The 25,326-nt window shown below is 44.7% G+C and carries 23 protein-coding genes; 13 read left to right on the top strand and 10 right to left on the bottom strand.

What is annotated here, in order from left to right; genetic code table 11:
• Positions 1–44: 44 nt before the first annotated feature.
• On the top strand, positions 45–947 hold the full coding sequence (locus tag MSG36_RS01415) for a LysR family transcriptional regulator (RefSeq protein WP_102445484.1): 903 nt from the start codon (positions 45–47) through the stop codon (positions 945–947).
• Positions 948–1,037: 90 nt separating this feature from the next.
• Here the strand turns inward: MSG36_RS01415 and MSG36_RS01410 are convergent, their stop codons facing one another.
• Positions 1,038–1,937, bottom strand: coding sequence for a DMT family transporter (locus tag MSG36_RS01410; protein WP_080544706.1), 900 nt, complete (start codon positions 1,935–1,937; stop codon positions 1,038–1,040).
• A 198-nt stretch (positions 1,938–2,135) separates the two neighbouring features.
• On the opposite strand from MSG36_RS01410, the gene MSG36_RS01405 reads away from it, so the two are divergent.
• Positions 2,136–2,525, top strand: coding sequence for a VOC family protein (locus tag MSG36_RS01405; RefSeq protein ID WP_017089523.1), 390 nt, complete (start codon positions 2,136–2,138; stop codon positions 2,523–2,525).
• 51 nt (positions 2,526–2,576) lie between these two features.
• Complete coding sequence (locus MSG36_RS01400) at positions 2,577–3,101, top strand: hypothetical protein (RefSeq protein ID WP_248365870.1); 525 nt, start codon at positions 2,577–2,579, stop codon at positions 3,099–3,101.
• A gap of 47 nt (positions 3,102–3,148) precedes the next feature.
• Here the strand turns inward: MSG36_RS01400 and MSG36_RS01395 are convergent, their stop codons facing one another.
• Positions 3,149–4,228, bottom strand: a complete 1,080-nt coding sequence (locus MSG36_RS01395; protein WP_248365869.1) for a hypothetical protein — start codon at positions 4,226–4,228, stop codon at positions 3,149–3,151.
• 361 nt (positions 4,229–4,589) lie between these two features.
• On the bottom strand, positions 4,590–6,152 hold the full coding sequence (locus MSG36_RS01390; RefSeq protein ID WP_108086782.1) for a bifunctional UDP-sugar hydrolase/5'-nucleotidase: 1,563 nt from the start codon (positions 6,150–6,152) through the stop codon (positions 4,590–4,592).
• Positions 6,153–6,469: 317 nt separating this feature from the next.
• Between MSG36_RS01390 and MSG36_RS01385 the strand changes: the two genes are divergently transcribed.
• The 3 genes from MSG36_RS01385 (at position 6,470) to MSG36_RS01375 (ending at position 9,793) form a co-directional block, all read left to right on the top strand.
• Entirely contained in the window at positions 6,470–7,909 is a 1,440-nt protein-coding gene (locus MSG36_RS01385) for a 6-phospho-beta-glucosidase (protein WP_248365868.1), read from the top strand.
• 99 nt (positions 7,910–8,008) lie between these two features.
• The gene (locus MSG36_RS01380) at positions 8,009–9,007 is read left to right on the top strand and encodes a LacI family DNA-binding transcriptional regulator (protein WP_248365867.1); all 999 of its coding nucleotides are present in this window, start codon (positions 8,009–8,011) and stop codon (positions 9,005–9,007) included.
• A 222-nt stretch (positions 9,008–9,229) separates the two neighbouring features.
• Positions 9,230–9,793, top strand: coding sequence for a sugar O-acetyltransferase (locus MSG36_RS01375; protein ID WP_102561725.1), 564 nt, complete (start codon positions 9,230–9,232; stop codon positions 9,791–9,793).
• A 92-nt stretch (positions 9,794–9,885) separates the two neighbouring features.
• On the opposite strand, the gene MSG36_RS01370 is transcribed toward MSG36_RS01375, so the two are convergent.
• Positions 9,886–11,073, bottom strand: coding sequence for an MFS transporter (locus tag MSG36_RS01370; protein WP_029222798.1), 1,188 nt, complete (start codon positions 11,071–11,073; stop codon positions 9,886–9,888).
• 281 nt (positions 11,074–11,354) lie between these two features.
• Here MSG36_RS01370 and MSG36_RS01365 point away from each other — a divergent pair, with 281 nt between their 5' ends.
• The 3 genes from MSG36_RS01365 to MSG36_RS01355 all read left to right on the top strand — a co-directional run bounded on the left by MSG36_RS01365 (position 11,355) and on the right by MSG36_RS01355 (position 15,243).
• Positions 11,355–12,236: a LysR family transcriptional regulator gene (locus MSG36_RS01365; protein WP_121602210.1), complete on the top strand. Its 882-nt coding sequence runs from the start codon at positions 11,355–11,357 to the stop codon at positions 12,234–12,236.
• Between the two features lie 283 nt (positions 12,237–12,519).
• On the top strand, positions 12,520–13,728 hold the full coding sequence (locus tag MSG36_RS01360; RefSeq protein ID WP_241910290.1) for an anaerobic sulfatase maturase: 1,209 nt from the start codon (positions 12,520–12,522) through the stop codon (positions 13,726–13,728).
• A 30-nt stretch (positions 13,729–13,758) separates the two neighbouring features.
• Positions 13,759–15,243 carry a sulfatase-like hydrolase/transferase gene (locus tag MSG36_RS01355; protein WP_108223652.1) on the top strand — a complete coding sequence of 495 codons (1,485 nt, stop codon included), beginning with the start codon at positions 13,759–13,761 and terminating at the stop codon, positions 15,241–15,243.
• A gap of 129 nt (positions 15,244–15,372) precedes the next feature.
• On the opposite strand, the gene MSG36_RS01350 is transcribed toward MSG36_RS01355, so the two are convergent.
• The 4 genes from MSG36_RS01350 to MSG36_RS01335 all read right to left on the bottom strand — a co-directional run bounded on the left by MSG36_RS01350 (position 15,373) and on the right by MSG36_RS01335 (position 17,893).
• Complete coding sequence (locus tag MSG36_RS01350; protein WP_048609911.1) at positions 15,373–16,047, bottom strand: Crp/Fnr family transcriptional regulator; 675 nt, start codon at positions 16,045–16,047, stop codon at positions 15,373–15,375.
• A gap of 145 nt (positions 16,048–16,192) precedes the next feature.
• On the bottom strand, positions 16,193–16,483 hold the full coding sequence (locus MSG36_RS01345) for a putative quinol monooxygenase (RefSeq protein ID WP_029405115.1): 291 nt from the start codon (positions 16,481–16,483) through the stop codon (positions 16,193–16,195).
• A gap of 206 nt (positions 16,484–16,689) precedes the next feature.
• Positions 16,690–17,187: a hypothetical protein gene (locus tag MSG36_RS01340; RefSeq protein ID WP_017087633.1), complete on the bottom strand. Its 498-nt coding sequence runs from the start codon at positions 17,185–17,187 to the stop codon at positions 16,690–16,692.
• A gap of 139 nt (positions 17,188–17,326) precedes the next feature.
• On the bottom strand, positions 17,327–17,893 hold the full coding sequence (locus MSG36_RS01335) for a dihydrofolate reductase family protein (protein ID WP_248365866.1): 567 nt from the start codon (positions 17,891–17,893) through the stop codon (positions 17,327–17,329).
• A 60-nt stretch (positions 17,894–17,953) separates the two neighbouring features.
• Here MSG36_RS01335 and MSG36_RS01330 point away from each other — a divergent pair, with 60 nt between their 5' ends.
• Both MSG36_RS01330 and MSG36_RS01325 read left to right on the top strand, forming a co-directional pair.
• Positions 17,954–18,517: a TetR/AcrR family transcriptional regulator gene (locus MSG36_RS01330; RefSeq protein ID WP_012600113.1), complete on the top strand. Its 564-nt coding sequence runs from the start codon at positions 17,954–17,956 to the stop codon at positions 18,515–18,517.
• Between the two features lie 159 nt (positions 18,518–18,676).
• On the top strand, positions 18,677–20,209 hold the full coding sequence (locus MSG36_RS01325) for a phospholipase D family protein (protein ID WP_108223655.1): 1,533 nt from the start codon (positions 18,677–18,679) through the stop codon (positions 20,207–20,209).
• 116 nt (positions 20,210–20,325) lie between these two features.
• On the opposite strand, the gene nfsA is transcribed toward MSG36_RS01325, so the two are convergent.
• The gene (gene nfsA, locus MSG36_RS01320; RefSeq protein WP_248365865.1) at positions 20,326–21,048 is read right to left on the bottom strand and encodes an oxygen-insensitive NADPH nitroreductase; all 723 of its coding nucleotides are present in this window, start codon (positions 21,046–21,048) and stop codon (positions 20,326–20,328) included.
• 279 nt (positions 21,049–21,327) lie between these two features.
• Between nfsA and MSG36_RS01315 the strand changes: the two genes are divergently transcribed.
• Positions 21,328–22,572, top strand: a complete 1,245-nt coding sequence (locus MSG36_RS01315) for an NADH:flavin oxidoreductase/NADH oxidase family protein (RefSeq protein ID WP_248365864.1) — start codon at positions 21,328–21,330, stop codon at positions 22,570–22,572.
• Between the two features lie 217 nt (positions 22,573–22,789).
• The gene (locus MSG36_RS01310; protein WP_248365862.1) at positions 22,790–23,704 is read left to right on the top strand and encodes a LysR family transcriptional regulator; all 915 of its coding nucleotides are present in this window, start codon (positions 22,790–22,792) and stop codon (positions 23,702–23,704) included.
• 106 nt (positions 23,705–23,810) lie between these two features.
• Here the strand turns inward: MSG36_RS01310 and MSG36_RS01305 are convergent, their stop codons facing one another.
• On the bottom strand, positions 23,811–24,851 hold the full coding sequence (locus tag MSG36_RS01305; protein WP_248365860.1) for a DUF1214 domain-containing protein: 1,041 nt from the start codon (positions 24,849–24,851) through the stop codon (positions 23,811–23,813).
• Positions 24,852–25,326 lie beyond the last annotated feature (475 nt).

The raw sequence follows: 25,326 nt of genomic DNA, 5'->3' as shown, positions 1-25,326 counted from the left end.
CTGACCTATGATTGATTAAGACCACATTGACAGGGAGAGTAAAGGTGAGCGACGTGGAAAAGTTGGATTTAAATCTATTGAGCGTGTTCTTAGAAGTGTATCGATTAAAGTCGATCACGCTTGCATCAGAATCGCTTGGTATGACTCAGCCCGGGGTGAGTGGAGCCTTGAAGAGACTCCAATCTCAGCTTGATACTGACTTGTTTATTCGTGAAGGGCGAGGGATCATTCCAACCAATGCTGCGGTGCAACTAGCAAGCCGAGTGGAACCTGCACTCGAAGGCATCACCAGCGCTGTTAGTACCTTGAAGCAATTCGATAATCAGCAGCATCATGTATTCCGACTTCTGGTTAATGAGATAGGTTTAACCAAGCTTCAGCCGCTTGTCGAGCAAGATGAAACGCTGGGAAATATCTCAATCGAATTCAATATGGTGCCGAATAACGAAGAAGAACTTCTGCAGAGTTTGAGCATGCAGCAAGCGGATCTCGCCATCGATATTCACTACCCGCAGGTCAATGGTTATATGAACCAGCAAGTGCTTGAGGATAAGTTGGTATTGATTGCTCGTAAAGGGCACCCAAGAATTGATGGCGTCGTGACCGAAGAGCAGTATTACGATGAAAAGCACATCACTTTTAGAATGCGTCGTTCTCGTCTTTATACGGCCGATTATTTCGCCAAGAAGGCCATCAAACAAAGAAAAGTGAGCTCAGAATGTGACTCATTGATGATGATGTGTGTGTTGGTGTCAGGCTCTGATTGTGTCGGCAGTACTTCTCGTAGTTTTGCTAATCAATTTGCCGAGCGATTCCAGCTTCAAGTTCTTGATCAGCCGTTTGAGGTGTTGCCTGTGCAGCAATACATGATTTGGCATAAGAGAACGGAACCGAACCCTGCTCATCAGTGGTTGAGAAACAAGATTCAGCAATACATGGCCGTTTAATGGTTTCGATTGGTTAACCGTCAGCGGCCTAGCTCTCCAACGTTATTCCAACATGCATTGCTGAGATTCTAAGTGCTCATTGGCATTTGATTAGCGAGCTACTCTTGCCGCTCGTTTCTGTTTTGCGCTCTCTATCATCCTAGAAGGTGTCATACCGGTTACTAACATGGTGCCGGTAATAACAAGAACCGAACCGAAAATGGTGTTAAGGCCAATCGCTTCGTCTAAGAACAGGTTGCCCCACAAGATGCCAAAAACAGGAATCAAGAAGGTGACAGACAGAGCCGAAGGCGCCCCCAATTCTGAAACGAGATTGAAGTAAAGCAGGTAAGCGAGGCCAGTACAAACGGCACCCAGCAAGAGAACTGATGTGGTGATGGTGAGATCAGGAGCCTCTCTCATCGGCATAAAGAAGACAAACGGCAACACGATTAATACCGCAGCCCACATGCTGCCATGAGCGTTATTGAATGCCTCAACTTTGGGTGCTTGTTTGGTATAGTTTGACGCTATTCCGTAGCTAAAGGCCGCCATCACCGCTGCAAAAATAGGAAGTATGGCTTCGCGGCCAATGTTCATCGCGTCCCAACCAACTAACACACCAACTCCCGTTACCCCAATACCTAGCCCTAATAGAACTCTTGCATCGAGTGTTGTTTTTGTCCATATCGCACCAATGATCGCCGCCCATATTGGCGCGGTAGAGTTCAAAATAGCGAGTGTCGAGGCGTTCAGTGTCTGCGCTGCATAAGCGAAAAACAAAAAGGGAAGTGCGGTATTAAACAAGCCAAGAATGAAAAAGTGTTTCGCATGGGCATTAAAAGAAAGCTTCCTTTTCAGATAAAAAGAAACCAAGAGTAGAGTGACGGCAGCGCACAGAACTCGCGCCTCAATCAGCACCGCAGGGCCCAATGGATTAGCGGCAATTCTCATGAACAGAAACGAACCGCCCCATATCGCAGCGAGAGTTATTAGTTTTATAAAGTTCACGGCTTATATCTCAGAATGTGTAAAACACCGACTATGTAGGAAAGATAACTATTACACAAACATAGATACCAATACTGTGCAGTTATGGACATAAGATCGCGTCCATTAAATAGGAACAGTTTTAATTGATTTCGTTCTGTTTATTGTTCCTTATTTGATGAGTAATCTAGCGTTAGACATCAAACTTAGGTGAACAAAATGAAGATTGAACACATCGCTATTTGGACGAAACAACTCGACGTGTTGAAGCAGTTTTATGAAAACTATTTCGGCGCAACATCCAACGTAAAATATCACAACCCAACCAAAGGGTTTTCTTCATACTTCCTCTCTTTCGAAACAGGGAGCCGTTTAGAGATCATGGAAATGGACTCGGTGCCTGAATCGAAAGATGACATCTACGATCAATTCACAGGCTTCATCCATATGGCGATTTCATTAGGCTCGGAACAAGCGGTGGATGAACTCACCAGTCGCTTGGTTAAAGATGGTTATGAGCGCTTAGATGGCCCAAGAAGAACAGGCGATGGCTATTATGAGAGCTGTGTACTCGATCCGGATGGTAATCGCTTAGAACTTACCGTTTAATGGAGGGAGCTTGAATAGCTTTTAACTCACTAATGGAACTGAGGTATTACAATGATGAAGCGTGCTTTGACTTTCCTTTTTAGTCTTGGGCTGATGGGATGTGCTACCTCAGAACCGGTATATGAACCAGAGGCTGACTCGAAGCCTGAACCATCCCAACCCATAGGTTACCTTGGCTTCAAAGCCCATCAAGAGTGGGCCATTCAATTCAATGATTGCACGGTCTACGATTTAATCGGTGCACAGCCCTACCAGTGGTTTGATCGCACTTCAGCCTCTGTCAGCTGTTATACGTTTAAGCCAAACGATGCTATCGAACCTTTAACAGTCTATGCCGACGCAGATTTTGCCAGCAATAAGCTAACGCCGATTAACCGCTTTCAAGAGTTGCAGGTATCAGAGTCAGGCTGGGGCAATTTTCCTGCCGTCTATAAGACCAACGGCACCAATTGGCTGAAAGTCAAAGAGGGTTGGATTCACCTCACACTAGCCGATCAGACACTCGTCCAGTTTTACCCAGGAACTCAAGACCAATCTGGCAAATCACAACATGACCAGTATTTTGAGCAGCATTGATGTTGGGGTGCCATTCGTTCTTATTATGATAAGAGGTTTGTACAGCTTTATTTGGAAGCTGAGGCGTTGAGTGTTGTGACTATTTTCAGAATTGATTCGAATTCACCTTCAGCGAAACATTGGCGTCTATCTTGGCTATAGGTGAAGTTGTATAAGTAGTTGAATATGGCACGCCAATGCTGCGACATCTGGTAAGAGATGCTCTTTTGATATTGGGTTGGAAGCCATTGAGTTAGCTGGTTCAAGTAGTCTTGGTGCCATTCAGTGCCGTTGAATTCAAGGTCAGGTTCTTTGCTTTCAGTTAGAGCGCATAGAGTGACATCCCAATAGCCGCTTGGATATTGCTTAGTTTGAGTCGACCAGTTTTCTCCCCACCAACCAATACTCTTTTGCTCAATATCAGTCTCTGCATTTTTTTCCGAGGGTTTTGTGTATAGGTAATAAAGGTTGAAGCGACCAGCCACTATCTGTTGGGTAAGGTTGGTGATAGCGCTACCGCGAATGAAACTCTCGTGTTCTAGAAAGAAGTCGAATCGGTGATGCTGAGGCAATATCTTAGACAAACTTATCCAATGGGCGTGGGCTGCATAGACGGGTCGAAGCACACTTCCTTCATTGGAATGACACTCCATTTGATAGGCGTAACCTAATTCATCAAATTTACTTCGAGAGAAAATCTTGTCGTAAGTCGCTTGAACGTTTGCTAAAGGTGAAGTTGACGACTCATCAGTTGTTTCGACGGAGTCTAAGTAATAAAGCCCTGCGGGGCTGTTCTGTATGTCATGTCGATAAAAGTTGTCAGTGTCTAAGACATGGAAACCATACTGGCTTTCGGTAGTCGAAAGGTTCCAGTATTTCAGGGTATTTCCTTTTCCTGAGCGTGATAAAAATACGAAGCTTGAGGTGTGCAGCGACATGCTGCTTTCGGCCTTGCTAAGATACTTTTGAATCAGCAGTTGATTGAACTGTTGCAGCAATTGAGCCAACTGTTTTATGCGTGCGTAGAACAATTTGCTATTGAGTTGAGATAGCCGTTGAAGATCTTTAGGTGAAACGCCAGAAGTGATCAGCGTTAACAAAGGTTGCAGTTTGCTACTGGTCTTGTGCGGATTGAGTAGGCTGAACACCGTTGAGCATTGTTTGCATCTAACACGCGGTGTGCCGATCTTTGTGCTCCCATAGGCACTGGTTTCAGTGTGTCTTAAGCAAGTAGGGCATTCAATCTCAGGTAAGCGGAGTTGATTAGTTTCGATTTGCTTCGCTAAAGCGAGGATCGGCTCGTTTTCCAGTATCGGAGTAAATGCCCCACACAAGGGGCATTTATAAGACGCGAAGCCTAATTGAGAGCTGCGCTGATAAAGGCTTAGATCATGATTAGCTAGGTTAAAACAGTTATATGTTTTACAGCAATTGAACTGAGTTCTCATGAGTGTTGTACCTGCTAATCCCTGATACGTATCTTATGACGTAGGTTGTTGGATATCTCTGCTACTGACGACTTACATCGACTTGACGACCAAGTTCAGGAACTGTGATGTTTTTACGTTCTTGGAAACCTTCAATCAGTACTTGCATGACCGGATCTCCGTTCGATAGTGTTTCGCCTTTATTAAATACAGTGTAACCATCGCCGCCACTTGCCGCGTATGAATACGTCGCAACTTTGTACTTCTGATTCTTGGTTACGGGCTCGCCGTTGATACTCAAGCTAATCAAACGCTCACCTTCCGGTTGTGTACTGTCGTAAGTGGCTTTGATCCCTGAGAATTGCGCCAGACCGTAAGGTAATGTGTAGCTGTATTCCAGCAGCTCTTGAACGTTGTCACCTGTTAATTCAACCACAGTTAGTGTGTCAGTAAACGGGAAAAGGTTCATTACATTTTCACGAGTGACTGCACCTGGATTTAGGTCAACACGAAGGCTGCCTGAGCTGATCATCGCGATGTCAGCTTGGCCTGCATCTTTCATCAAATCAGCCACTAGGTTGCCAACATTCGACTCTCGATAGTAACGGCGTGATGCGGCTTTATCTAGGGTAGAAAGCTGATCGGCTAATGTTGGGTGAGCATCGCGAATTTTCTGAATCAATGCGTAAGTCGCTTCGTCACGCTCTAATTTGGCAGATTCAACGGGAATCAATTTTCCGCCTAAGAATGTCACATCATGCTTTTCGGTATCGACGGTAAATTTGGTGTAGCCAAGGTGCATGCCTTGACCAAAGGTTATGCCGATAACGGTGCCTGTTTTTGGATGAACGACTGGTTCAACTAAGCCATTGTCAGAGTGACCTCCGAAGATCACATCAACGCCTTTGAGCTTTCCTGCCATTTCGTAGTCTTCATCGAATCCGCGCTGAACTTCTGCATCGGCTTCTTTGTCGGTTTGCATTGGCGCCGTCTTGTTTTGGTGCGTTAGTACTACGATCATGTCAACATCATCGCGGATTTTATCAGCCCATTTTTGAGCGATTTCCGTAGGATCTTTGATGGTTAACCCTTTACGGTTTCCCTTCCACATAGTGTTGTAGAACGCATCAATTCCCATGACACCAATTACGCCGATTTTGACGCCATCACGCTCAATGATTGTGTAAGGTTGAGCAAACATCGAATCAGAAGCTTCATGGAAGATGTTCGCGTTGAGCACAGGGAAACGAGCGCGAGGCATGGTTTCTACCAGTGATTCCCAACCGTATTCGAATTCATGATTGCCCAGTGTGATTACGTCATAACCCATTGAGTTATATAGGTCGAAAGGCAGCTTACCTTTCGACTTTTTAGAGAGTGCGCCCGTATAAATATCACCAGCGTCTAATAGGAAACTGGTTCCTTCCTCAGCTTGAACGTTTTTGATCAACGTCGCCAAGTAAGGGATACCGCCAATCAGCTCAATGTCATCATTCCAGAACGCATCTACGGGCTCGTAAACACTTTCAATATCGTTGGTATGAAGCAGGGTGATTTCTTTTATTTCGGCTAAGGTTGGCATTGAAGCCACTGTCGTTAATACGGAGACAGCAAAGCATAAAGGTTTCATTTTAAGGTTTTTCATAGCGTGCTCATGTCAGTGAAGGAAACGTTTGCTATTTTAGTGAGCCCGAGTGGGATGAGTGTGCGCCAAAGCACAGTCCTTAGCCTAGATTGATCCTGGAAATTAAGGAATTACCTTTTGAGTTGGTTTTAATGAAAGGAGTCGTGTGGGCAGGTATGAGCTCAAATTGCTCCTAAGCTTGATCAAAAAAGATCAAAACCACCTTGCTGAAACCGGTTTCAATATGTATCTTTATTCTATGTTGAAATCGGTTTCAGAGCTGCAATGAGCTCTCTAATCCTGATCTTTTTTGCGAATAACTTGTAGCGAGTAATGGTATGAACAACGAATTTCCGAACGATTTTTTATGGGGTGGCGCGGTTGCGGCACATCAACTAGAAGGCGGCTGGGATGCGAATGGCAAGGGTGTAAGTGTTGTTGATGTATTAACAGCGGGCGCTCATGGTGTACAACGTCGAATCACCGATGGCGTGATTGATGGCGAAAACTATCCCAACCAAGTCGCAGTGGATTTCTACCATCGCTACAAAGAAGACATTAAGTTATTCGCTGAAATGGGCTTTAAGTGTTTCCGTACCAGTATCGCTTGGACGCGTATTTTCCCTAATGGCGATGAATCAGAACCGTGTGAAGCGGGTTTAGCATTTTACGATGATCTGTTTGATGAGCTGCTGAAATACGACATTCAGCCAGTAGTGACGCTGAGCCACTTTGAAATGCCTTACCATCTAGCTAACGAATATGGCGGCTGGATGAACCGTAAAGTGATCGACTTCTTCGTTAAGTATTCAACTACGGTGATGGAGCGATACCAACACAAAGTGAAATACTGGATGACGTTTAATGAGATAAATAACCAGATGAATACTTCGGCAGATATCTTTGGCTGGTTATGCTCTGGCGTGAAGTTCCCACAATGTGAAAAGCCACAAGAAGCCATGTATCAAGCGGTTCACCACCAGTTTGTGGCAAGTGCTTTAGTGGTTAAGAAAGGTCACGAGATCAATCCAGATCTTCAAATTGGCGCAATGTGTGCGATGGTGCCTTTCTACCCTCGCTCTTCAAAGCCAGAAGACATCATGGCGGCACAGCAAGCGATGCGTGACCGTTATTTCTTCTCGGATGTAATGGTGCGTGGTCATTACCCAAATTACGCTAAGCGTGGCTGGGCAATCAAAGGCTTCAACATTGAGATGCAGCCAGAAGATGAGCAGATCCTAAAAGAAGGTAAGGCCGATTACTTAGGCTTTAGCTACTACATGTCGAATACCTTGGATTCTTCTTCGCATCAGTCGACTGAAGAAGCGATGGACGGCGGTCACGAAAACTCGGTCGATAACCCGTTCATCCAGTCTAGCGATTGGGGCTGGCCAATTGATCCAACGGGTTTGCGTTTCTGTTTAGCGTCTCTGTATGAACGTTATGAAGTGCCATTGTTCATCGTTGAGAACGGTTTTGGCGCTGTTGATACCATTGAAGAAGATGGCAGCATTAATGACGACTACCGTATCGCTTACCTTGGGGATCACATCAAAGAGATGAAAAAAGCCGTTGCGATTGATGGTGTTGATTTGATGGGTTACACCCCTTGGGGATGTATCGACTTAGTGTCGTTCACCACCGGTGAGATGAAAAAACGTTACGGATTCATTTACGTAGATAAGCACAACGATCAATCTGGCTCACTAGAACGCAAACGCAAGAAGTCGTTCGAGTGGTATAAAGGCGTGATTGCATCTAACGGTGCCACTATTTAGAATGCATTTCCCAGCGCAGTTATGTGAACTGTGAGCTGTCATTTTGCAATGAATTAGTCGGCCTATGTCGGCTAATTTTTTATAAAGGAAAAGAAGCGAATGGTAACCATGCTTGATGTCGCGAACCGCGCAGGCGTATCTAAATCGACCGTTTCTCGTGTCTTAAATGGCAAGAACATCGTGCGCCCGGATGTGGTGAAAAAGGTATTTGATGCGATTCAAGAAACAGGTTATCGACCGAACTTGTTGGCTCAGCAATTGGCGACCAAGAAGATCAATTTCATCGGCTTTGTAATCACCAATGAGTTGTTCAATGGCCCTTACTTTTCTTCCTTGATGTATCACGCGGCTTCTTATAGCGAAAAGTCGAATCACCAATTGGTGATCACCGATGGCAAACACAGCGCTGAAGACGAAAGAAAGGCGATCAACTTCCTGCTGGATATGAAGTGCGCGGGCATCATCATCTATCCACAGTGCTTAACCGAAAGCGAGATTGCAAAGATCATCGAAAGCACTGACACACCGATTCTGGTACTCAACCGAGAAATGCCGTCGAAGCCCAATCATGCTATCACCACCGACCACTATCAGAGCGCTTGTTTGATGGTTGAACACATCATCGAGCAAGGCCATACAGACATTGCAGTGATTCGAGGAAAAACCGGTTCTTCGACCGATGAGCTGCGTTACCAAGCCTATCAAGATGTGTTAACTAAACAGGGTATTGCATTGGAAGAGGCCAAAGTTGTTCAAGGTGATTGGACGATGGAGAGCGGTTATCACGCGGCTCAGGCTCTGGCAAAAAGCAAAACAACATTCACTGCTATCTTGTCGGAAAACGATGACATGGCGATTGGTGCGATTAAGGCGTTAACGGAGCTGGAATATGCATTGCCTCAAGATGTTTCTATCGTCGGTTTTGATAACAGCAAAGTGGGGGCGTTTTTAACGCCAAGCTTAACGTCTGTGAGTGTGCCATTAGAGCAAATGACGCAAAAGGCGATCCTGCAAATTGTCGGTGAAACAGAGCAAGCGACCACTATCAATACCACTGGTAGTTTGGTGTTACGTGATTCGATAGCGAAGCTAAATTAGCACTGTTCGAATTTCATATTTCACCTACAAAAAGTGACGAGCTGCGCATCTCTTAAACCAAGCTTAAACACTCCTTATTCACTGTTATTTAGATGTGCGATATTGCGTTTTTTGGTCGATGAATTGACCAGCATTAGTTAGTTAATGTGAAAACAGTTAAGTAATGTGAAACTAGCTAAGTAATATGAAAATAGCTAAGTGATGTGAGAACAGGTAAGTAACGTGAAAACAGAAAAACAAAAAATGCTAGCAGGCGAACCTTATCAGGCTTGGGATAAAGAGCTTTATACCGCTCGTATCGAATGTCGTAAGGTGCTTCAAAAACTCAATAACAGTATTCCTGACACACCTGAATGGGAAGCAGCAACGCAAGAGCTTATTCCTGGCTGTGAAAACGCGCATCTAGAACCTCCATTTCGTTGTGACTACGGCTCGAACATCAAGCTGGGCAAGAACTTCTACGCTAACTTTAACTGCGTGATTTTGGATGTGGCTGAAGTGACCATTGGCGACAATGTGCTGCTTGGTCCGAACGTTCAAATCCTGACCGCAGGTCATCCACTCGATGTGAAAGGCCGAGTTGAAGAGGGTGTTGAGTTTGGCACACCGATTAACGTCGGCGACAATGTTTGGCTTGGCGGTGGTGTAATCATCTGCCCCGGTGTCACTATTGGCGAAAACAGCGTGATTGGCGCAGGCAGTGTGGTAACTAAAGACATCCCAGCCAATGTGGTTGCAGTCGGTAACCCATGTAAAGTGCTGAAATCGATCGATAACGGACAATAATCAGATTTAAATGACGAAGCCCGAACCTAGGTTCGGGCTTTGTTTTTTCTATCCTTGTTAGATGCTAGATGCTAGATGCTAGATGCTAGATGCTAGATGCTAGATGGAACAGCTTGTTGTGCTTGCTTCTTATCTAACGCACCACTGAATCGAGTCAGAACAAGAGCGATCAGAACAATCACAGCACCTACCCAAGGGGTGTTCATTAATCCAGATTTTGCGACAATCAAACCACCGCCCCATGATCCCAATGCAATACCGACGTTGAAGGCTGCAATGTTCAACCCAGAAGCGACATCGACTGCGTCTGGTGTGTATTTCTCCGCAAGTTTCACAACATATACTTGTAGTCCTGGAACGTTACCGAATGCGAATGCACCCCAAACCAAAATGGTGGCAACAGCTGCATAAGGGTTTACTGCGGTAAAGTTGAATACCACCAGTACTGCGGCTAAACCAGAGAAGATAACGGTCAGTGCTTTAATTGGGCCCATCTTGTCGGCCATTTTACCGCCCCAGATGTTACCGACCGCTACTGACACACCGTAGACCAACATGATTAAGCTGATTGAGCTCGAATCAAACCCTGATACGTTTTCCAGTATTGGAGCAAGGAACGTAAACGCTGTGAATGTGCCGCCATAACCTAGTGCTGTGATAGCGTAAACCAACAGTAAGCGTGGTTGAGTTAGAACCTTTAGCTGTGCCGAAATCTTCGCCGCTGGTGGTTGCTTAAGGTTGCTTGGAACCAAGATAGCGCTACCGATAAGAGCAATAAGACCAAGCAGAGCAACGATCAAGAAGGTCGCTTGCCAGCCAAAGGTTTGGCCGATATAAGTGCCCAGTGGTACGCCTGTCACCAATGCAACCGTTAAGCCCGTAAACATGATCGCAATGGCACTGGCTGCTTTATCTTTTGAAACCAAACCTGTCGCGATGGTCGACCCAATCGAGAAGAACACACCATGGGCAAGGCCAGTCAAAATTCGTGCGGCGATCAGCGTGTTATAGCCTGGAGCTTGCCACGCCAATAAGTTACCAATGACAAACAATGCCATCACGGTCAGCAACACCGATTTACGATTCCATTTGCCGGTTAATGCCGTTAATACTGGTGCGCCAATAGCAACGCCAAGCGCGTATAAACTGACTAATAAACCTGCTGATGGCAGAGATACATTCAAGTCGCTCGCCATGGTAGGAATCAAGCCTACGATGACAAATTCTGTGGTTCCGATGGCAAAGGCGCTGAGCGTCAATGCTAGTAATGCTAGTGGCATAATCATCTCTCTTACTGTTCTTTGTTAAATACCGAGCGCGATAAAATGGGGCAGCTTGTGACTGCAATAGGAGCGCTTCGTTTGATGGCGAGGATTATCTAGCAAAATATATTTGTGAAAAATGCCATCATTAACAAATAACCTTTGTGAAATTTGCAATAATTAAAGAGTTAGCCGCTCATTGGATTAAGCTGATGAGATCGAAAAGACATAGATGATTTGAGCTGTGATGAGCACAAGCGAGATGGCATTAAACAAAATGAAGATAGCGAAGGATCCTTATGTTAACCCGTTCAGATGATTTAGAAATGGTACTCACCGTTGTCGATGCTGGTGGTTTTTCTGCGGCGGCAGAGGCGCTGGATGTGCAGGTCGCCAAGGTGTCTCGCTCGGTGAGTAAGGTTGAGTCGCAACTCGGCGTCTCAATATTCAACCGAACAACGAGACGCGTGGAATTGACGGAGGAAGGACGGCAGTTTGTCGATTCAGTCAGGGTGGGGTTACAGATGATTCAGAGCGCGGAAGAAGAAATCGTGTCGCGCGGAGAGTTGCCAAAAGGTCGTTTAAGAGTCGATGCCGCCAGTCCATTCGTATTCCATCAGCTAGTGCCGTTGGTGCAGTCATTCAAAGAGGCTTACCCAGACATTGAGTTGGAACTCACTTCCAACGAAGGCTTCGTTGATCTTCTCGAAAAGAGAACTGATGTTGCGATTCGAATCGGTAAGCTGTCCGATTCAACACTGCACGCTCGACCGTTAGGTAAAAGCTTACTCCATATTGTGGCGTCACCTGGTTATCTCGCTAAGCGTGGGTTGCCCACCAAACCTGAAGATTTGAGTTCGCATCAAATTGTGGGATTTGCGGGTAACAAAGTGCTTAACCATTGGCCTTTACCAAACCAAAGTGATGTCGCGCCTACTGTGACAGCCAGTAATGGTGAAACCGTGCGTCAACTAGTCTTAGCTGGAAATGGGATTGCTTGTTTATCGGGGTTTATGGTGCAGGAAGATATGGCAGCAGGGCGTTTAATCCCTATTCTGGAACAAGGCAAACTTGCCAACACAGACCGAGAGCGAGTGAATGCGGTTTATTACAAGTCGTCCTCTGTCTCTAAACGTATCTCGGCGTTTATTGATTTTATACAGCCCCGTTTGAGCTTGTAGGGAAGAATGAAACACTCTTTAGCAGCACACAGTCAAACCGTCATTTGAATCGTTTGAGAACGGGTATTCGTATCAATGTTTAGAGAGCACATATTGTTGTCTTGAGATTCGATAGGTGGATGTGATCTCAATAGCGTTTACTGACTTTCACTGATTAAAACCACCGCTTTTCGGACATTTGTCCTATTGACGAAGCTTATCAATTTTTAGCATGCCCATATCGAAATTGAGTAGGTAATCGAAGATGGGTATAGATACTTTTTCACCTCAAGGCTGTCATGTTATGGCAAAGCCTTCGGGTTCTAAATGCAACATTGATTGCAGCTATTGTTTCTATCTTGAAAAAGAAAAACTCTATCCTGAATCTGCCAGTTCACCGACCTCTTGGAAGATGGATGATGCGACGTTGGAGCGTTATGTTATTCAACATATCGAAGCGCAATCCTCAAATGAAGTGACCTTTGCTTGGCAAGGCGGTGAACCTACGTTGCTTGGCTTGGCCTTTTTTGAAAAAGCCGTCGCTTTGCAAAACAAATACGGTTTGGGTAAAACCATCATCAATACCCTGCAAACCAACGGCTTATTGCTTGATGAGTCGTGGTGTCAGTTCTTCAAATCTCACCAATTCTTAATTGGCATCTCGATTGATGGTCCTCAACATCTGCATGATGCCTATCGTAAAACACGCTCAGGGAAAGCTACCCACCACAAAGTTGAAGCGGCGATTAATCTGCTTAAATCCTTTGGTGTTGAGTTTAATACACTAACCGTTATCAGCGATGTGAATGCCAAATCTCCGTTAGAGGTGTATCACTACCTTAAGGGGATCGGAAGTGCGCACATGCAGTTCATTCCGTTGGTGGAACGTGAAGCGCAGCAGCAAACGGAAGATGGCTTAACACTGTTACATCCTGGGCGGTCGGAAGCGGTAGCTCTTTGTGATTGGAGTGTGGGTTCAGAACATTACGGCTTGTTTATGGCTGCAATTTTTAGAGAGTGGGTACGGCAAGATGTCGGAAAGGTGTGGGTACAGCTATTTGAGAATACCTTTGCAATGACATGTGGCCAGCCAGCACAATTATGTGTGTTTTCCGAAACGTGTGGCAGTGCCTTTGCGATGGAAAACAATGGCGATATTTACGCCTGTGACCATTATGTCTTTCCAGAATTTAAGCTTGGGAATATCCATACCACGACTATTAAAGAGATAAACGAAAGCCGCGCGAACCAAGAATTTGGTCAAGATAAAAAGCATTCGCTTTCTCAAGATTGTTTGCGTTGTGAATATCGTGCGGTGTGCAATGGCGGCTGCCCTAAACATCGTTTTTCTTTCTCCTCTTCGGGTAAGCCTGATCAAAACTACCTTTGTCATGGCTATAAAACGTTTTTCTCGTATTCAGCGCCTTACATTGATCTTATGAAGAAGCTCTATCAAGCCGGGCATCCTCCTGCTGCCATCATGCAAATCATCAAAAACAAAGAATCCCAATAACTCATCCCCTGAATATTCATGGAGTCGAACATGAAAAAATTTCCGCTTAGTGCGGTTTCAAAAGCGTTCGCGCTTGCGGCAATGACCTGCTCAGGCAGTGTTATCGCTGAAGAAGTCAAACAACCCCAACAACCTAATATTGTGGTCATCATGGCCGATGATCTTGGTGATTGGGCGACAAGCCACCATAACAAATACGTTGAAACACCCAATCTAGAATACCTTTCAGAAACCGGTGTTCGTTTCGAGAATGGTATGACGCCAGCACCTGTTAGCTCTGCTGCCCGAGCTTCATTCCATACTGGTAAAATGCCCTCTCAGCATGGTGTGTATGATTTCTTAGCGGAAGATCCTAAGTACGATGCTGATTGGTTGGATGGCGAAAAACTGTTGTCTGAGCGCTTGCAAGAGGAAGGGTATCGCACTGCATTAATTGGTAAATGGCACGCCACGACGGACAGCAAAGAGCCAATTCGTGGCTTTGATCGTTGGTTAAGTTACGACGCGTTAGAAGCGGGTTGGAAAAACCAATACCTCCATTCTGGAACTGTGTTGTTTTCTCGTGATGGCGAAAACGAAGAGCACACAGGTATTCAAGCTCAGTTCTTAACTAAAGAGACGATCAAGTTCATTGATGAGCCAAGTGATAAGCCTTTCTTTGTTAGCCTTAACTATGTTGAGCCGCATTTCCCATTTGAAGGTTTACCTGAGCGATTAGTAGAGAAATATCGCGATATCGCACATAAAGTGGTCTCTTATGGTGGTAACTCAGTACTCGAACACATGAGTGCTTATACTTTAGTGCCATCTGATCATGAAGAGAAACTCGCGCAATATTTGGCGGCGGTGACTCTATTGGATGAGCAAGTCGGCCAGTTGATCGATGGTTTAGAGGGACGTGGTTTGATGGATAATACCGTGATCGCTTTTGTTTCTGATCATGGCTTGTTGATGGGGCAATATGGCTTATACGGTAAGATCAACGCCAGCTTCCCATACAATTTCTATGAAGAGACGATTCGCGTGCCTTTCATCATCAAAGGTCCTGAAGGCATGGTGCGTCAGAAACAAGTGCGTGGTGAGTTTGTTGATATCTTAGATCTGCATACCACCATCATGGAGCTCGCCAGCAATGGTAAAGGTTATGATACGAGCTATGGCCCAGGCAAGTCTTTGTTACCTATGATGAAGGGTGAGCGCGTTCGTGATTGGCGTCAGTACCAATTCTCAGAGCGTGGTAATGCACGAATGATCACTAACGGGCATTGGAAGTTGGTGCGTTACTATAATAAGAACAATGAGCCGATCGACCATTGGTATGATTTGAGTAACCCAATGGGTGAGGCGTATATCGCAGAGCCACCACGTCAAGCGGTTCAAGATACTATGATAAAAGCGTTGGATGAATTTTTTGCTCAGTACTCCAGTGATGAATACTCAGGTTTGAACATGTGGAAGATGGCTTACCCCAATTTCACTACTGAGAAAATCATTGAACATGAGCTGTGGAACTAACTCATAGTTTCTTCAAGCTTAGTCTTAATGATTGTCGATAATCAAAATAAACGGTGGCCTATGGGTCACCGTTTTACGTTTGTGGGAGCGTTGGAATAAGTGAATAAATTACTAAGTATTAGAATGAAGTTATTGCTTTTCGGACTCTTTCAAACGAGTCGCTTCGAGTTTGTCTAGATTGATGATTCGAATACTTTTTCTTGTAACGGAAATCGCGCCGCTGTCATTCAATTGCTTTAAAATTCGATTGTAAACGCGCAGGCTTGTGCCTAGTCGTTCACACTCTAAGCTTTTGTTTACGATGTAATCTTTATCTGGATTCAGGCTGTGAAACTGCAACAAATCATCAATTACACAATAGGTGATTGAATGGAGAATATTACGCGACATTCTCTCGACCGATAAATACCATTTGGAGGTGAGGTGTTTAAAAGTATGTGCTGCCAAGATAGGGGTTTTACAGATGAGCTCGGCAAACATCGCCCCATTCATAATGAATCCTTCACAATCAGATTCTGCTTTCACTGAGTAGAAGCAGGGTTTCCCTGAAAACAACTCCATAAGCCCAAGAAAACCATTGTGGTTGAATGTTCCTACCTGATATCGACGACCGTAACGTGAACTGCGAGACAACGAAATAGCTCCCCCAGTAATGAAGATGATGTCGTTGATCTCTTGCCCCTGTTGAAATATAGGATCGCCTTTCTTAATTGTATGCTTACGAAAGGACAAGGCTTCTCCGTTTTCAGATAAGAAGTCGAGGATATGTGATGTATAGTAAATATCATCTTCAGTGATCAGCATAAAGTGATTAGCTCGGAGCCTATTTTCAGAGGGGATAAGAGACCATTGTATAAGAAAAACGGTAAAACAAAAGTAACTAAAAAGCCCCACAGTAAAGACTGTAGGGCTGGATATTTGGAGGCTCGTAGCTAGCTTTCATTCACACTTAAGCGATCTTAGTCATCTCATTGAGAGTAAATGACGCCACACTACCTTCGGTTGCTGCCATGTATTCAGCAAGGTGGGTATTACCCATGTGTGTTTGCCAAAGTTCACGCGACGTCCAGTTTTCGTAGAAAGTGAAATGTGCTGGGTTTTCATTGTCTTGGTGAAGGTCGTAGTTGATGCAGCCTTCTTCAGCGCGAGTAATATCAATCAGCTTTAGCAGCTCTGCTTTAACCAATTCAATTTTGTCTTCGTTAGCGACGATGTTTGCGACGATAGTTAGTTGAGTCATGTTCGTACCTATATTATTTTTCACCGAAATGGTGATTTGTCTGTTTTTACAGCGCCACTCTTTGTTCATTGAGCTGCAGTCTGTGTCGATGGATAAATAATAGTAGGAATATTTGAAGCGATAAACAGTGCTACATTTGAATTATTGTCAAAAATTAATTGATAATAACCTGGGGATTGTGTGCTAATCGGCGTAGGTAAGAGTGTTTAGAAACCGTCCGCCCACGCATCAAAATTGTCAATGTTGTCGAGCTCTTCTTTAGTTCTTGGGGTTGGGTAATAAGGCAGAGCCAATCTTTGATCGGAAGGTTGAAGTTCCCAATCAGGCGTAATCTTGAGTCGGGTTAACTCATCGTTGAGGCGCACAAACATATAGTAGCCATCGGCATGGGTATTGGCGTAACTCGCGATTGTGGCGATATCACCAGAAGGTAATTTTACGTCTCGACCGAGTGGATAGAGTTGGTGCAATGCGAAACTCACTTTGGGATCTTCAAGTTTGCCTTGCTTAAAGCGTTCTAATCCGATGGCGGTTGAAGTAGTGCGCGGCTTCCACCCTGTGAGGAACAATCCACTCAAGTTATCTTGGAACGGCTTACCCTTTCGATTGCCTTCATTGGTAATGAATTGAACCGTCAGCGTGTCTCCCGATTCTTGCAGAATTTCTAAAAACTGTTCACCAGTGCGATCGACTAAAAGCTTCATAAGACATAAATACCATTAAGAATGAAATACGATAAAGAGTACTACTATAAGGAAGGCTTGTGTAGAGACGATAAAGGTTACGTAGCGTGAACAATGTTTTCGTTGTTGATCCTTTCATGCCCTTAGATCAACAACAGCTTTAGCGCTTACGCAAGTAATGCGTTTGCACTATCTCATCAAGGTATGTCGTGACGCCTTTCAATGTAAAATCGACCGGAGATACTAAGTCACCAAATAACGGGGACCCACCACCAAGCACGACAGGAATGGTCGAGATGATCAGCTCATCAATCAGGTCTTCTTTGATGAAGTTTTGAATGGTGATGCCGCCATCAATGTACAAGTTCTTTAGGCCTTTGTTATTCAAATTCGCGACAATCTGTTTAAGCTCGCCCTTCATCAAAAATACTTTACCTTCAAGTTCTTGAGGTACTTCATTCAAAGTGTTGCTCAGTACATAGACTGGCTTGCTGTAAGGCCAATCGATACCAAAGCTCAACACCATGTCCATTGTATTTCGTCCCATGACCAGTGCATCGATACGATCGGTGTGGGCGTTGTAGCCCATGTCTTCACCGTCTGGATTTGGAATCGCTTGCAGCCAATCTAAGCCGCCTTGTTTGTCTGCAATGTAACCGTCAAGACTGGTTGCGATGAATACAATATTTGACATTTTTAACTCCGATATCGATGAGAAACTTGGCATCTACACGGTAATAAATTAAAATATTCTACAGTGTAGAAATAAAGTTTAAAAGGTGACGGTATGACTGTCAAGGATCAGAAGCGAGGTCGACCAAAGAGTGGATCAAGCCAACTCAGCGCAGAGAGAATTCTCACTATTGCCAAAAGCATGATGCGAGAGAGTGGCAAAGTGCCAAGTATTCGAGGGTTGGCGACAGAACTCGGGGTCGATGCGATGGCCATATACCATTACTTCAAAAACAAAAACGATCTGCTTGAGGCAATCACAGTTTCTTTGATTGAAGAAGTGGCACAGCCAGAGCTGAATCAAGACTGGCAAGATAACCTATATCGGCTCAGTGTGAGTTACTTGTCGATGCTCAACGAATATAGAGGCTTGTTAGAGACCTTATTGACCATGAAATCCCTCGGGCCGATGGAAGTGTTTAGTGAACGTTTTGAAGCGGTGTTGAACCCGTTAGCGTTAACCGAAGAGCAAACCAAAAATGCGTTGGACTTGCTGGTGGATTATTTACACGGCTACGCTTTGGCGTTGAACTGCAACCCAGACCGAACTGAACTCACTATTGAAATGGTCGAAAAGCCGCTGAGTTTATACTGTTTGGCGCTCACTCAACTTAAGTGATCTTTAGGCAATTTACTGACCTTTAAATTTATACTGGATAATTACCTATAAATTTCAGACTTTAGCAGTAATAATCAATGAATAGATCGGAATAGCTTGTTCATTGAAAAGCTGTACGGAAAGTTTCTAAAGACGCATCGTGAAAAGGAAGTCAGATACATGCCTGTGCTCCAACGCATCAGTTTAACGTTAATCTTAATCGCCGTTTTAGGTGGGTGTTCTTCACTTCCTGAAGGCATCGATCATCCAACAGAACCGCCAACCTCTCCTGCACCTAGCGCTTTATCAGTTCTAACCAATGAATTTCAGCCTGAAGCTTTAGAGCAAGGCACCACTGCGGTTCGTCTGCAAGAGTCGGGTTGGGATGCCTTGGCACAGCGATTAGCGTTGGTCGAAAGTGCCGAGCACACCATCGACATTCAATACTACATCTGGAACTCTGACGAATCGGGCAGTTACTTAGCCAGCCGTTTATTAGCAGCGGCCGAGCGCGGTGTGAAGGTGCGCGTAATGCTGGATGATATCAACCTCAACGAACGTGAAGGTTTATTATCGGCACTGGATGCGCACCCGAACGTCGAGATTCGTATCTTCAATCCAACACCAACACGCCGTGGCTTCAGCAAATGGCTGAGCTTTGTCGGTGACTTTTCTCGCTTAAATCGTCGCATGCACAATAAGTCGTTTACCGTCGATGGCACTTTGTCTGTGGTTGGCGGCCGTAATATTGGTGATGAATACTTCGACCTTTCTGATGAAATCAATTTCCGAGATCGCGATGTATTGGTGATGGGCTCAGTCGTTACCACTATCCAAACCAGCTTTGTCGAGTACTGGAATAGCCGTTGGTCTTACCCTGTCGATATGCTGGGTGATGACGAACAACCTGATCTCTCAAAGATAGATAATATTGTCGTTCCGCATTATCAAAATTACCCTGAGTTACCATTAGATCGTAAGGCTGCGGATAGCTTACTGAAAGAGGTGATTGGTGAGATGACATGGGTGAATGCGCGCTTTGTTTACGATCAACCCGTTCCTGATGACTCCGATAATACTGATGAACCGAAAGCGACCGCGATTCTTCTAGGGAAATTAGCGAGCGAATCGAAACAAGAGATCTTATTGGAATCCGCTTACCTTGTATTCGATGATGGTCAGCTTGAAGAGTGGCAGGTATTGAACAACAAGGGCGTTGAGATAAAAGCGCTAACTAACTCTATGGCCTCTAATGATCTGGTGACTAATCACTCCGCTTATGCAGGCAGACGTTACGACATGTTGGAGCATGGTATCGGTCTGTTTGAGCTAAAACCAGAATCTAAGCTGTGTGAAGCATCGACGCAAGACGCGTCTAAATGTGCGCCTGAGACGGCCTATGGCTTGCACGCAAAATCAGTCGTATTCGACCGCAGCATCGCGAGCATCGGTTCATTTAACTTCAACTTGCGTTCTACCTACCTCAATACTGAATCGGTTTTGATCATCGAGAATCAAGAGATTGCTGAAACGTTAGCAAAAACTATTGAGCAAGCAATGAGTGACGACAATAGCTGGCGTTTGGAACTGGAAGACGGTGATGTGTATTGGTATTCAGGCGATCAACGTTGGGACAGTGAACCAGAAACTGGCAAGTGGGAACGCATGCAATCAGGCTTCCTACAGCTTCTCCCGATAGAGAAATACCTCTAAAAGAGTCGACCTCAGAATAATGAAAAATGTCAGCGCATAATACGCTGACATTTTTGTTTGTACTGCTGTTTGCTGTGGTTTGCTGCTATTTTTTAACGGCTTAACGGCTTAACGGCTTAACGCTTGGTCAGCTGCTTGCTGTTCAAGTAAGGCAGGATATGCGGGCGAGATTCGCCAGACAGCTTTTGAGTGATCTGCTGTGACCAACTGCTCTGCTTTTGATTGCTTGAACGGCTTGCGTAGTAGCTTTGCATTGAATCATCGTAGCTGGCAATTTCATCTAGGCTCAGCGGTTGGTATTGGTTTTCGTGCATCACCACATGAGCAGGGAGGCGAGGCTTAACCTCTGGTTGTTGTGCCGGGTGACCTAAGCACATTCCGAACAACACGGCGGTGTGTTGTGGCAGTTCTAGCAGTTCATCCACTTGTTGTGCGCTGTTACGTAACCCGCCAATGTATACGCCACCTAAACCTAGAGACTCAGCAGCCAACATGCAGTTTTGCGCCATGATGCCAGAATCGACAGCGCCAATCAGGGTCAGTTCAGTAAAGTCGGTTTTCACTTCAGGGTTGATTTGAGCGTGGCGTTGATAGTCGATACAGAACACCAAAAATTCAGCCGCGTTCTCCACGTAAGCTTGATTGCCTGCATATTCGGCTAGCAGTTTACGCTTCTCTTTGTCTATCACTCTCACGATAGAAACAGCCTGCAGTAAGCTCGATGACGAAGCCGCGAGACCAGCCTGAATAATCACATCAAGTTGTGCTTTTTCAATCGGTTGATTTGTATATTGACGAATGGAGCGGTGCCCCAGAATAGTTTCAATCGTGCTGTTCATAACTCTCAGACAGTCCTTGTGGTGATGACGTAGAGAATCACAATAACGACAATTACCATGAGCGTAAAGGGCATTAGAGCCTTTCTGGTTGACATATTTCAGCAGCGTCAGCCCAGTTTTTGAGATTCTATTTATAATCGATTAATGCCAGCTGCTATGCCGCTGGCATTTTATTATTGAGTGAAATTTGCTTCGAAATAGGCACTAAATGCTCAGAACTGTCGAATAAAATAGGGCATACTGGATGCAATATATAGACCAAAGAAAGTAACCACGCGCATGAATCCAATCTGCCTCAACGACCCTTTTTCTCTTCCTAATGGCCAAGTGATCAAAAATCGCCTGTTCAAATCGGCAATGAGTGAACAGCTAGGTGATAAACATCATAACCCTAAGCAAGGTTTAGTCACGCTTTACCAGCGTTGGGCTCAAGGAGGAATTGGCCTATCCATGACGGGCAACGTGATGGTCGATAGAGGTGCGCTTGGTGAACCTAAAAACGTTGTGTTGGATGAGCAAAGTGACTTAAGCGTATTTCGTGAGTGGGCGAGTGCCGGGACACAGAATGGTTCGCAGATATGGATGCAATTGAACCACCCAGGAAAGCAAATCCCTAAATTCTTATGTGATAGCCCGGTTGCGCCTTCGGCTATCTCTTTAGAGCGTGGATTAGAAAAAGGCTTTAATACGCCACGAGCTCTGACTGAGACGGAAATCATCGCAATCATTGATAAATTCGCGCTGAGTGCAAAACTATCAAAACAAGCGGGTTTTACCGGTGTGCAGATTCACGGTGCTCATGGTTATCTGGTAAGTCAGTTTTTGTCTTCTAGACACAATCAACGCCAAGACAAATGGGGTGGATCACTTGAAAATAGACTTCGTTTCGTGCTTGAGGTTTATCGCGCGATTCGAAAAGAGGTCGGTGAAGATTTCCCTGTCGGAATTAAGCTCAACAGCGCCGACTTCATGAAAGGTGGCTTCACTGAAGAAGAGTCGATGCAGGTTGTTCAAACACTGAGTGATAACGGTATCGACCTGATTGAGATCTCTGGCGGCACCTATGAAAGTCCATCAATGATGGGTTCAAAGAGCAAAGCTGAACCAATCAAGGCCAGCACGGTAAAACGTGAAGCGTATTTTATGGATTACATGGTGAAGGCGAGAAAACTCGTCAGCACTCCGCTGGTGGTCACGGGTGGTTTTCGAACTGCGCAAGCAATGAATGAAGCATTAAACTCCTCAGCGACCGATTTTATTGGTATTGCGCGCACAATGGCGGTTGATCCTGATTTCCCAAACAAGTTAATTGAAAACCCTAGCCACGGCATGCCGCTAACGGTGCCAACCACAGGAAAACCCGCATTAGACAAAGTGGCTATGGTCGGGCTGGTTTGGTATGAACATCAGATGTGGCGCATTGCCTCTGGCAAGAACGCCGACCCAAAACTAAGCGCACTCGGTGTGGTGTTAAAAACAATTTTCAGCGCTGGCTGGCACGCTTTCAAAAAGCGCAGAGCGTAAGCAGTCATGGATTGTTAAAGCAGAACTTTGAGGAATTGAAGTTCTGCTTTTTCTATGATGATTTATTGTTTAGTTTGTCTAGATAGTAAGAAAGAGTTAAAGATCGTTAAGCGAATCAATCGTCAAATGAGCCATAATGAGAGAGATATTCGCTAAGTTAGCTTTTATCGCCAGACGGCTAAATATCTCCCTGACCAAACTTTAATGACAGGTAACTATGAAACAATTGGATCTCAATTTAATCCGCGTATTTCTGGTTTTGCTAGAAACCCAAAATACTCGCATTGCTGGCAATAAATTGGCGCTGAGTCAGCCCGCAGTGAGTAAAGCACTAGGGCGATTGAGAGAATACTTTGATGACGAATTGTTTACTCGTGTCCATTCCGGTTTGAAGCCAACCCCACGTGCGTTAGAGCTTGGTGAACGGCTGCCAATGATCATGGAAAGCTTGGACGATGTGATTCTTGAAACCCCAAGCTTTGACCCTGCCGAGTATCAAGGCAACATCACGATTGCAATTAACGGTTTTATCTCGAACTGGCTTGGGGCGCGTTTATGCCTTGGTCTCATTCAAGAAGCGCCGAATGCTCAAGTCAATATTGTTAATTGGGGCTCTCAAACGCTGAAAAAATTGTTGGATGGCGAGATACAAGCAGCTATCAACTTTTCTCCAATCGACACGAATAAGCAGTTTACCCATCAGATTATCGGTGAGGATGACTTTGTCGGGTTGGTTAAAACCGGCCACCCATTAGCTGGCAAAGTGATTTCACAGCAAGAGATAGATGAAGCGGAATACGCGAGTTTGGTGATACCGGGGTGGAATGATATTCAGCCTTATATCGCCAAGCATTTGTCGACAGAGCAGCTTAAAGTGAAAGCAAGAAGCTCGTATTTGCACACGCTATTAGAGGTCATTAAACAAAGTGACATGATTCTACCGTGTTCCAAGCAGCTTGCTCTTTATCTTTATGAAGAGTTCGATTATCTCTCTTTTCCTGATTATGCACCGGAAGAGCTCAAAAAGATCGTGTTGGTGGAATCTCATAACAAGAGAATGCACCCGATGAATCAATGGCTTAAGCGCAAAATTATCACTACCTCCCAAGCCATCATAAAAGAAAAGCAATAAGCCTCTCAAATGAGAGGCTAGGTTATTGTTAGTAGCTGTTATTGTTAGCAGTTATTATTGCCAGTTAATTAACACTAATCACTCGCAACTCAGTCGTTATTCCCCGCTACTTAGCCGTGACCTGTGGGAAGTTGTGCATCTCACCGGATGCTACCGCTTCATCGCTAGGACGGTATGCACGAACCGCAAAGTTCCAGCCATCATCGTTTACTTCAATTACGTTATTTTCAGCGTCACAGGTTTGCCCTTTTGGCGCAAAGTGGATCGTGTAAGAACCGTCTTTATTGGGTGTTGATGTCGTTGAATCAGCACTGTTGTTGTTCGTCATCAACCAGCCTTGGCTTGAATAGGCCGTAATTGACCAATAACCGCCTTCGTCATAACGTAATGAGGGTGCTTCAAACGTGATGTTTGCACATTCTGTTTTACCTGTACCCGCTCGTGATGTATACACAGCATGCTCTGCCGGCATACCAGCCCAACCTACCGCAGTACCAATCATAAACTGCTTGTTATCTGATGTTGCTGTGATGTTTGGTGTGAAGGCTTCTTCTGTCTTGATGTCATTAACTAGCTTCTCCCATTTTGCTCGGACGTTATCTCGAGAAGCATCATCCCAATCTGAAGCTGGTTTAAAAGGCTTAGCTGATTTCGCATTAATGACCGCCGCATCTTGCAGTCGATGCGCTTCATCTGCGCCAGCACTTGTTGCAGTTCGCATCAGTATGTAGATGTAGTCTGAACCTGCGATTTCTGAGTCGATGTAAATTTCTTCGCCACCATAAATGGCCATGTGGTTATCATGATTGTTATTGAAGATATGCATGATCTGGTACGCATCGCCTTTCGCCAGTTTGAATGTTGCGCCTTCTGAGACATCGACAACCGCGGTTGAATAGAGCAGGTCGGTGTTAGAGCGGATAATCATTTGGTTCTCTACCGTTACGTTCTCGCGATTATGCTCAAAAACATTAACCGGTTGATGCTCTAACTGTTGAGTGAAGTAAAGGTCGCTTTCTGCACGAGCGAAGTTTTCGTCGGTTACTTCAACTGCTGCCATTGTTTGCATTGATGTGATGGTAATCAGTGTTGCTAAAATGGTCTTTTTCATATCGTTTACCTTGAGGTCGTCATTAGGAGATGACACTAATGTATCGGTTTGGTGGTGATTCTAAAAATGAATTGATGTTATTTAGATAATAACTAAAAGGAATTGAAAGACCGGTTTTTGTGAAGCTTAGAGAGAGTTGTGACTGTTTTTTGTTCGTTTGGTGAAAGTTTTTTGCGCGGAGACTGGTCGTTAATTAATGAAGCGATGCTTTGTTCATTAACTAAGGCTTTATCGGCAGGTAAGGCTTTAGTTAATGACTGAGGTATTCGCGCTTTTAAGCACTATGCTTTAGTCATGACTAAAAGAGGATTAATTATGAAATGGCTTATCTTATCTGTAACGCTATTGTTTGTGGCGGGATGCCAATCAACAGGCTCTGAAACATCTTCACATGATCAAATGAATCGAGTTCATTCTGGTGGTTGTAGCAGCTAATCCTTTTTTGAAAATACTTTTTAGCTGCTGTTATTATCATTTCTGTCACTGTTCTAATAAAGAACTCACTTCTACA

The sequence above is a fragment of the Vibrio sp. 1CM8B genome (genome assembly GCF_023161685.1).
GTDB lineage: Bacteria > Pseudomonadota > Gammaproteobacteria > Enterobacterales > Vibrionaceae > Vibrio > Vibrio coralliirubri.
This window is presented reverse-complemented; position numbering and strand designations above follow the sequence as displayed.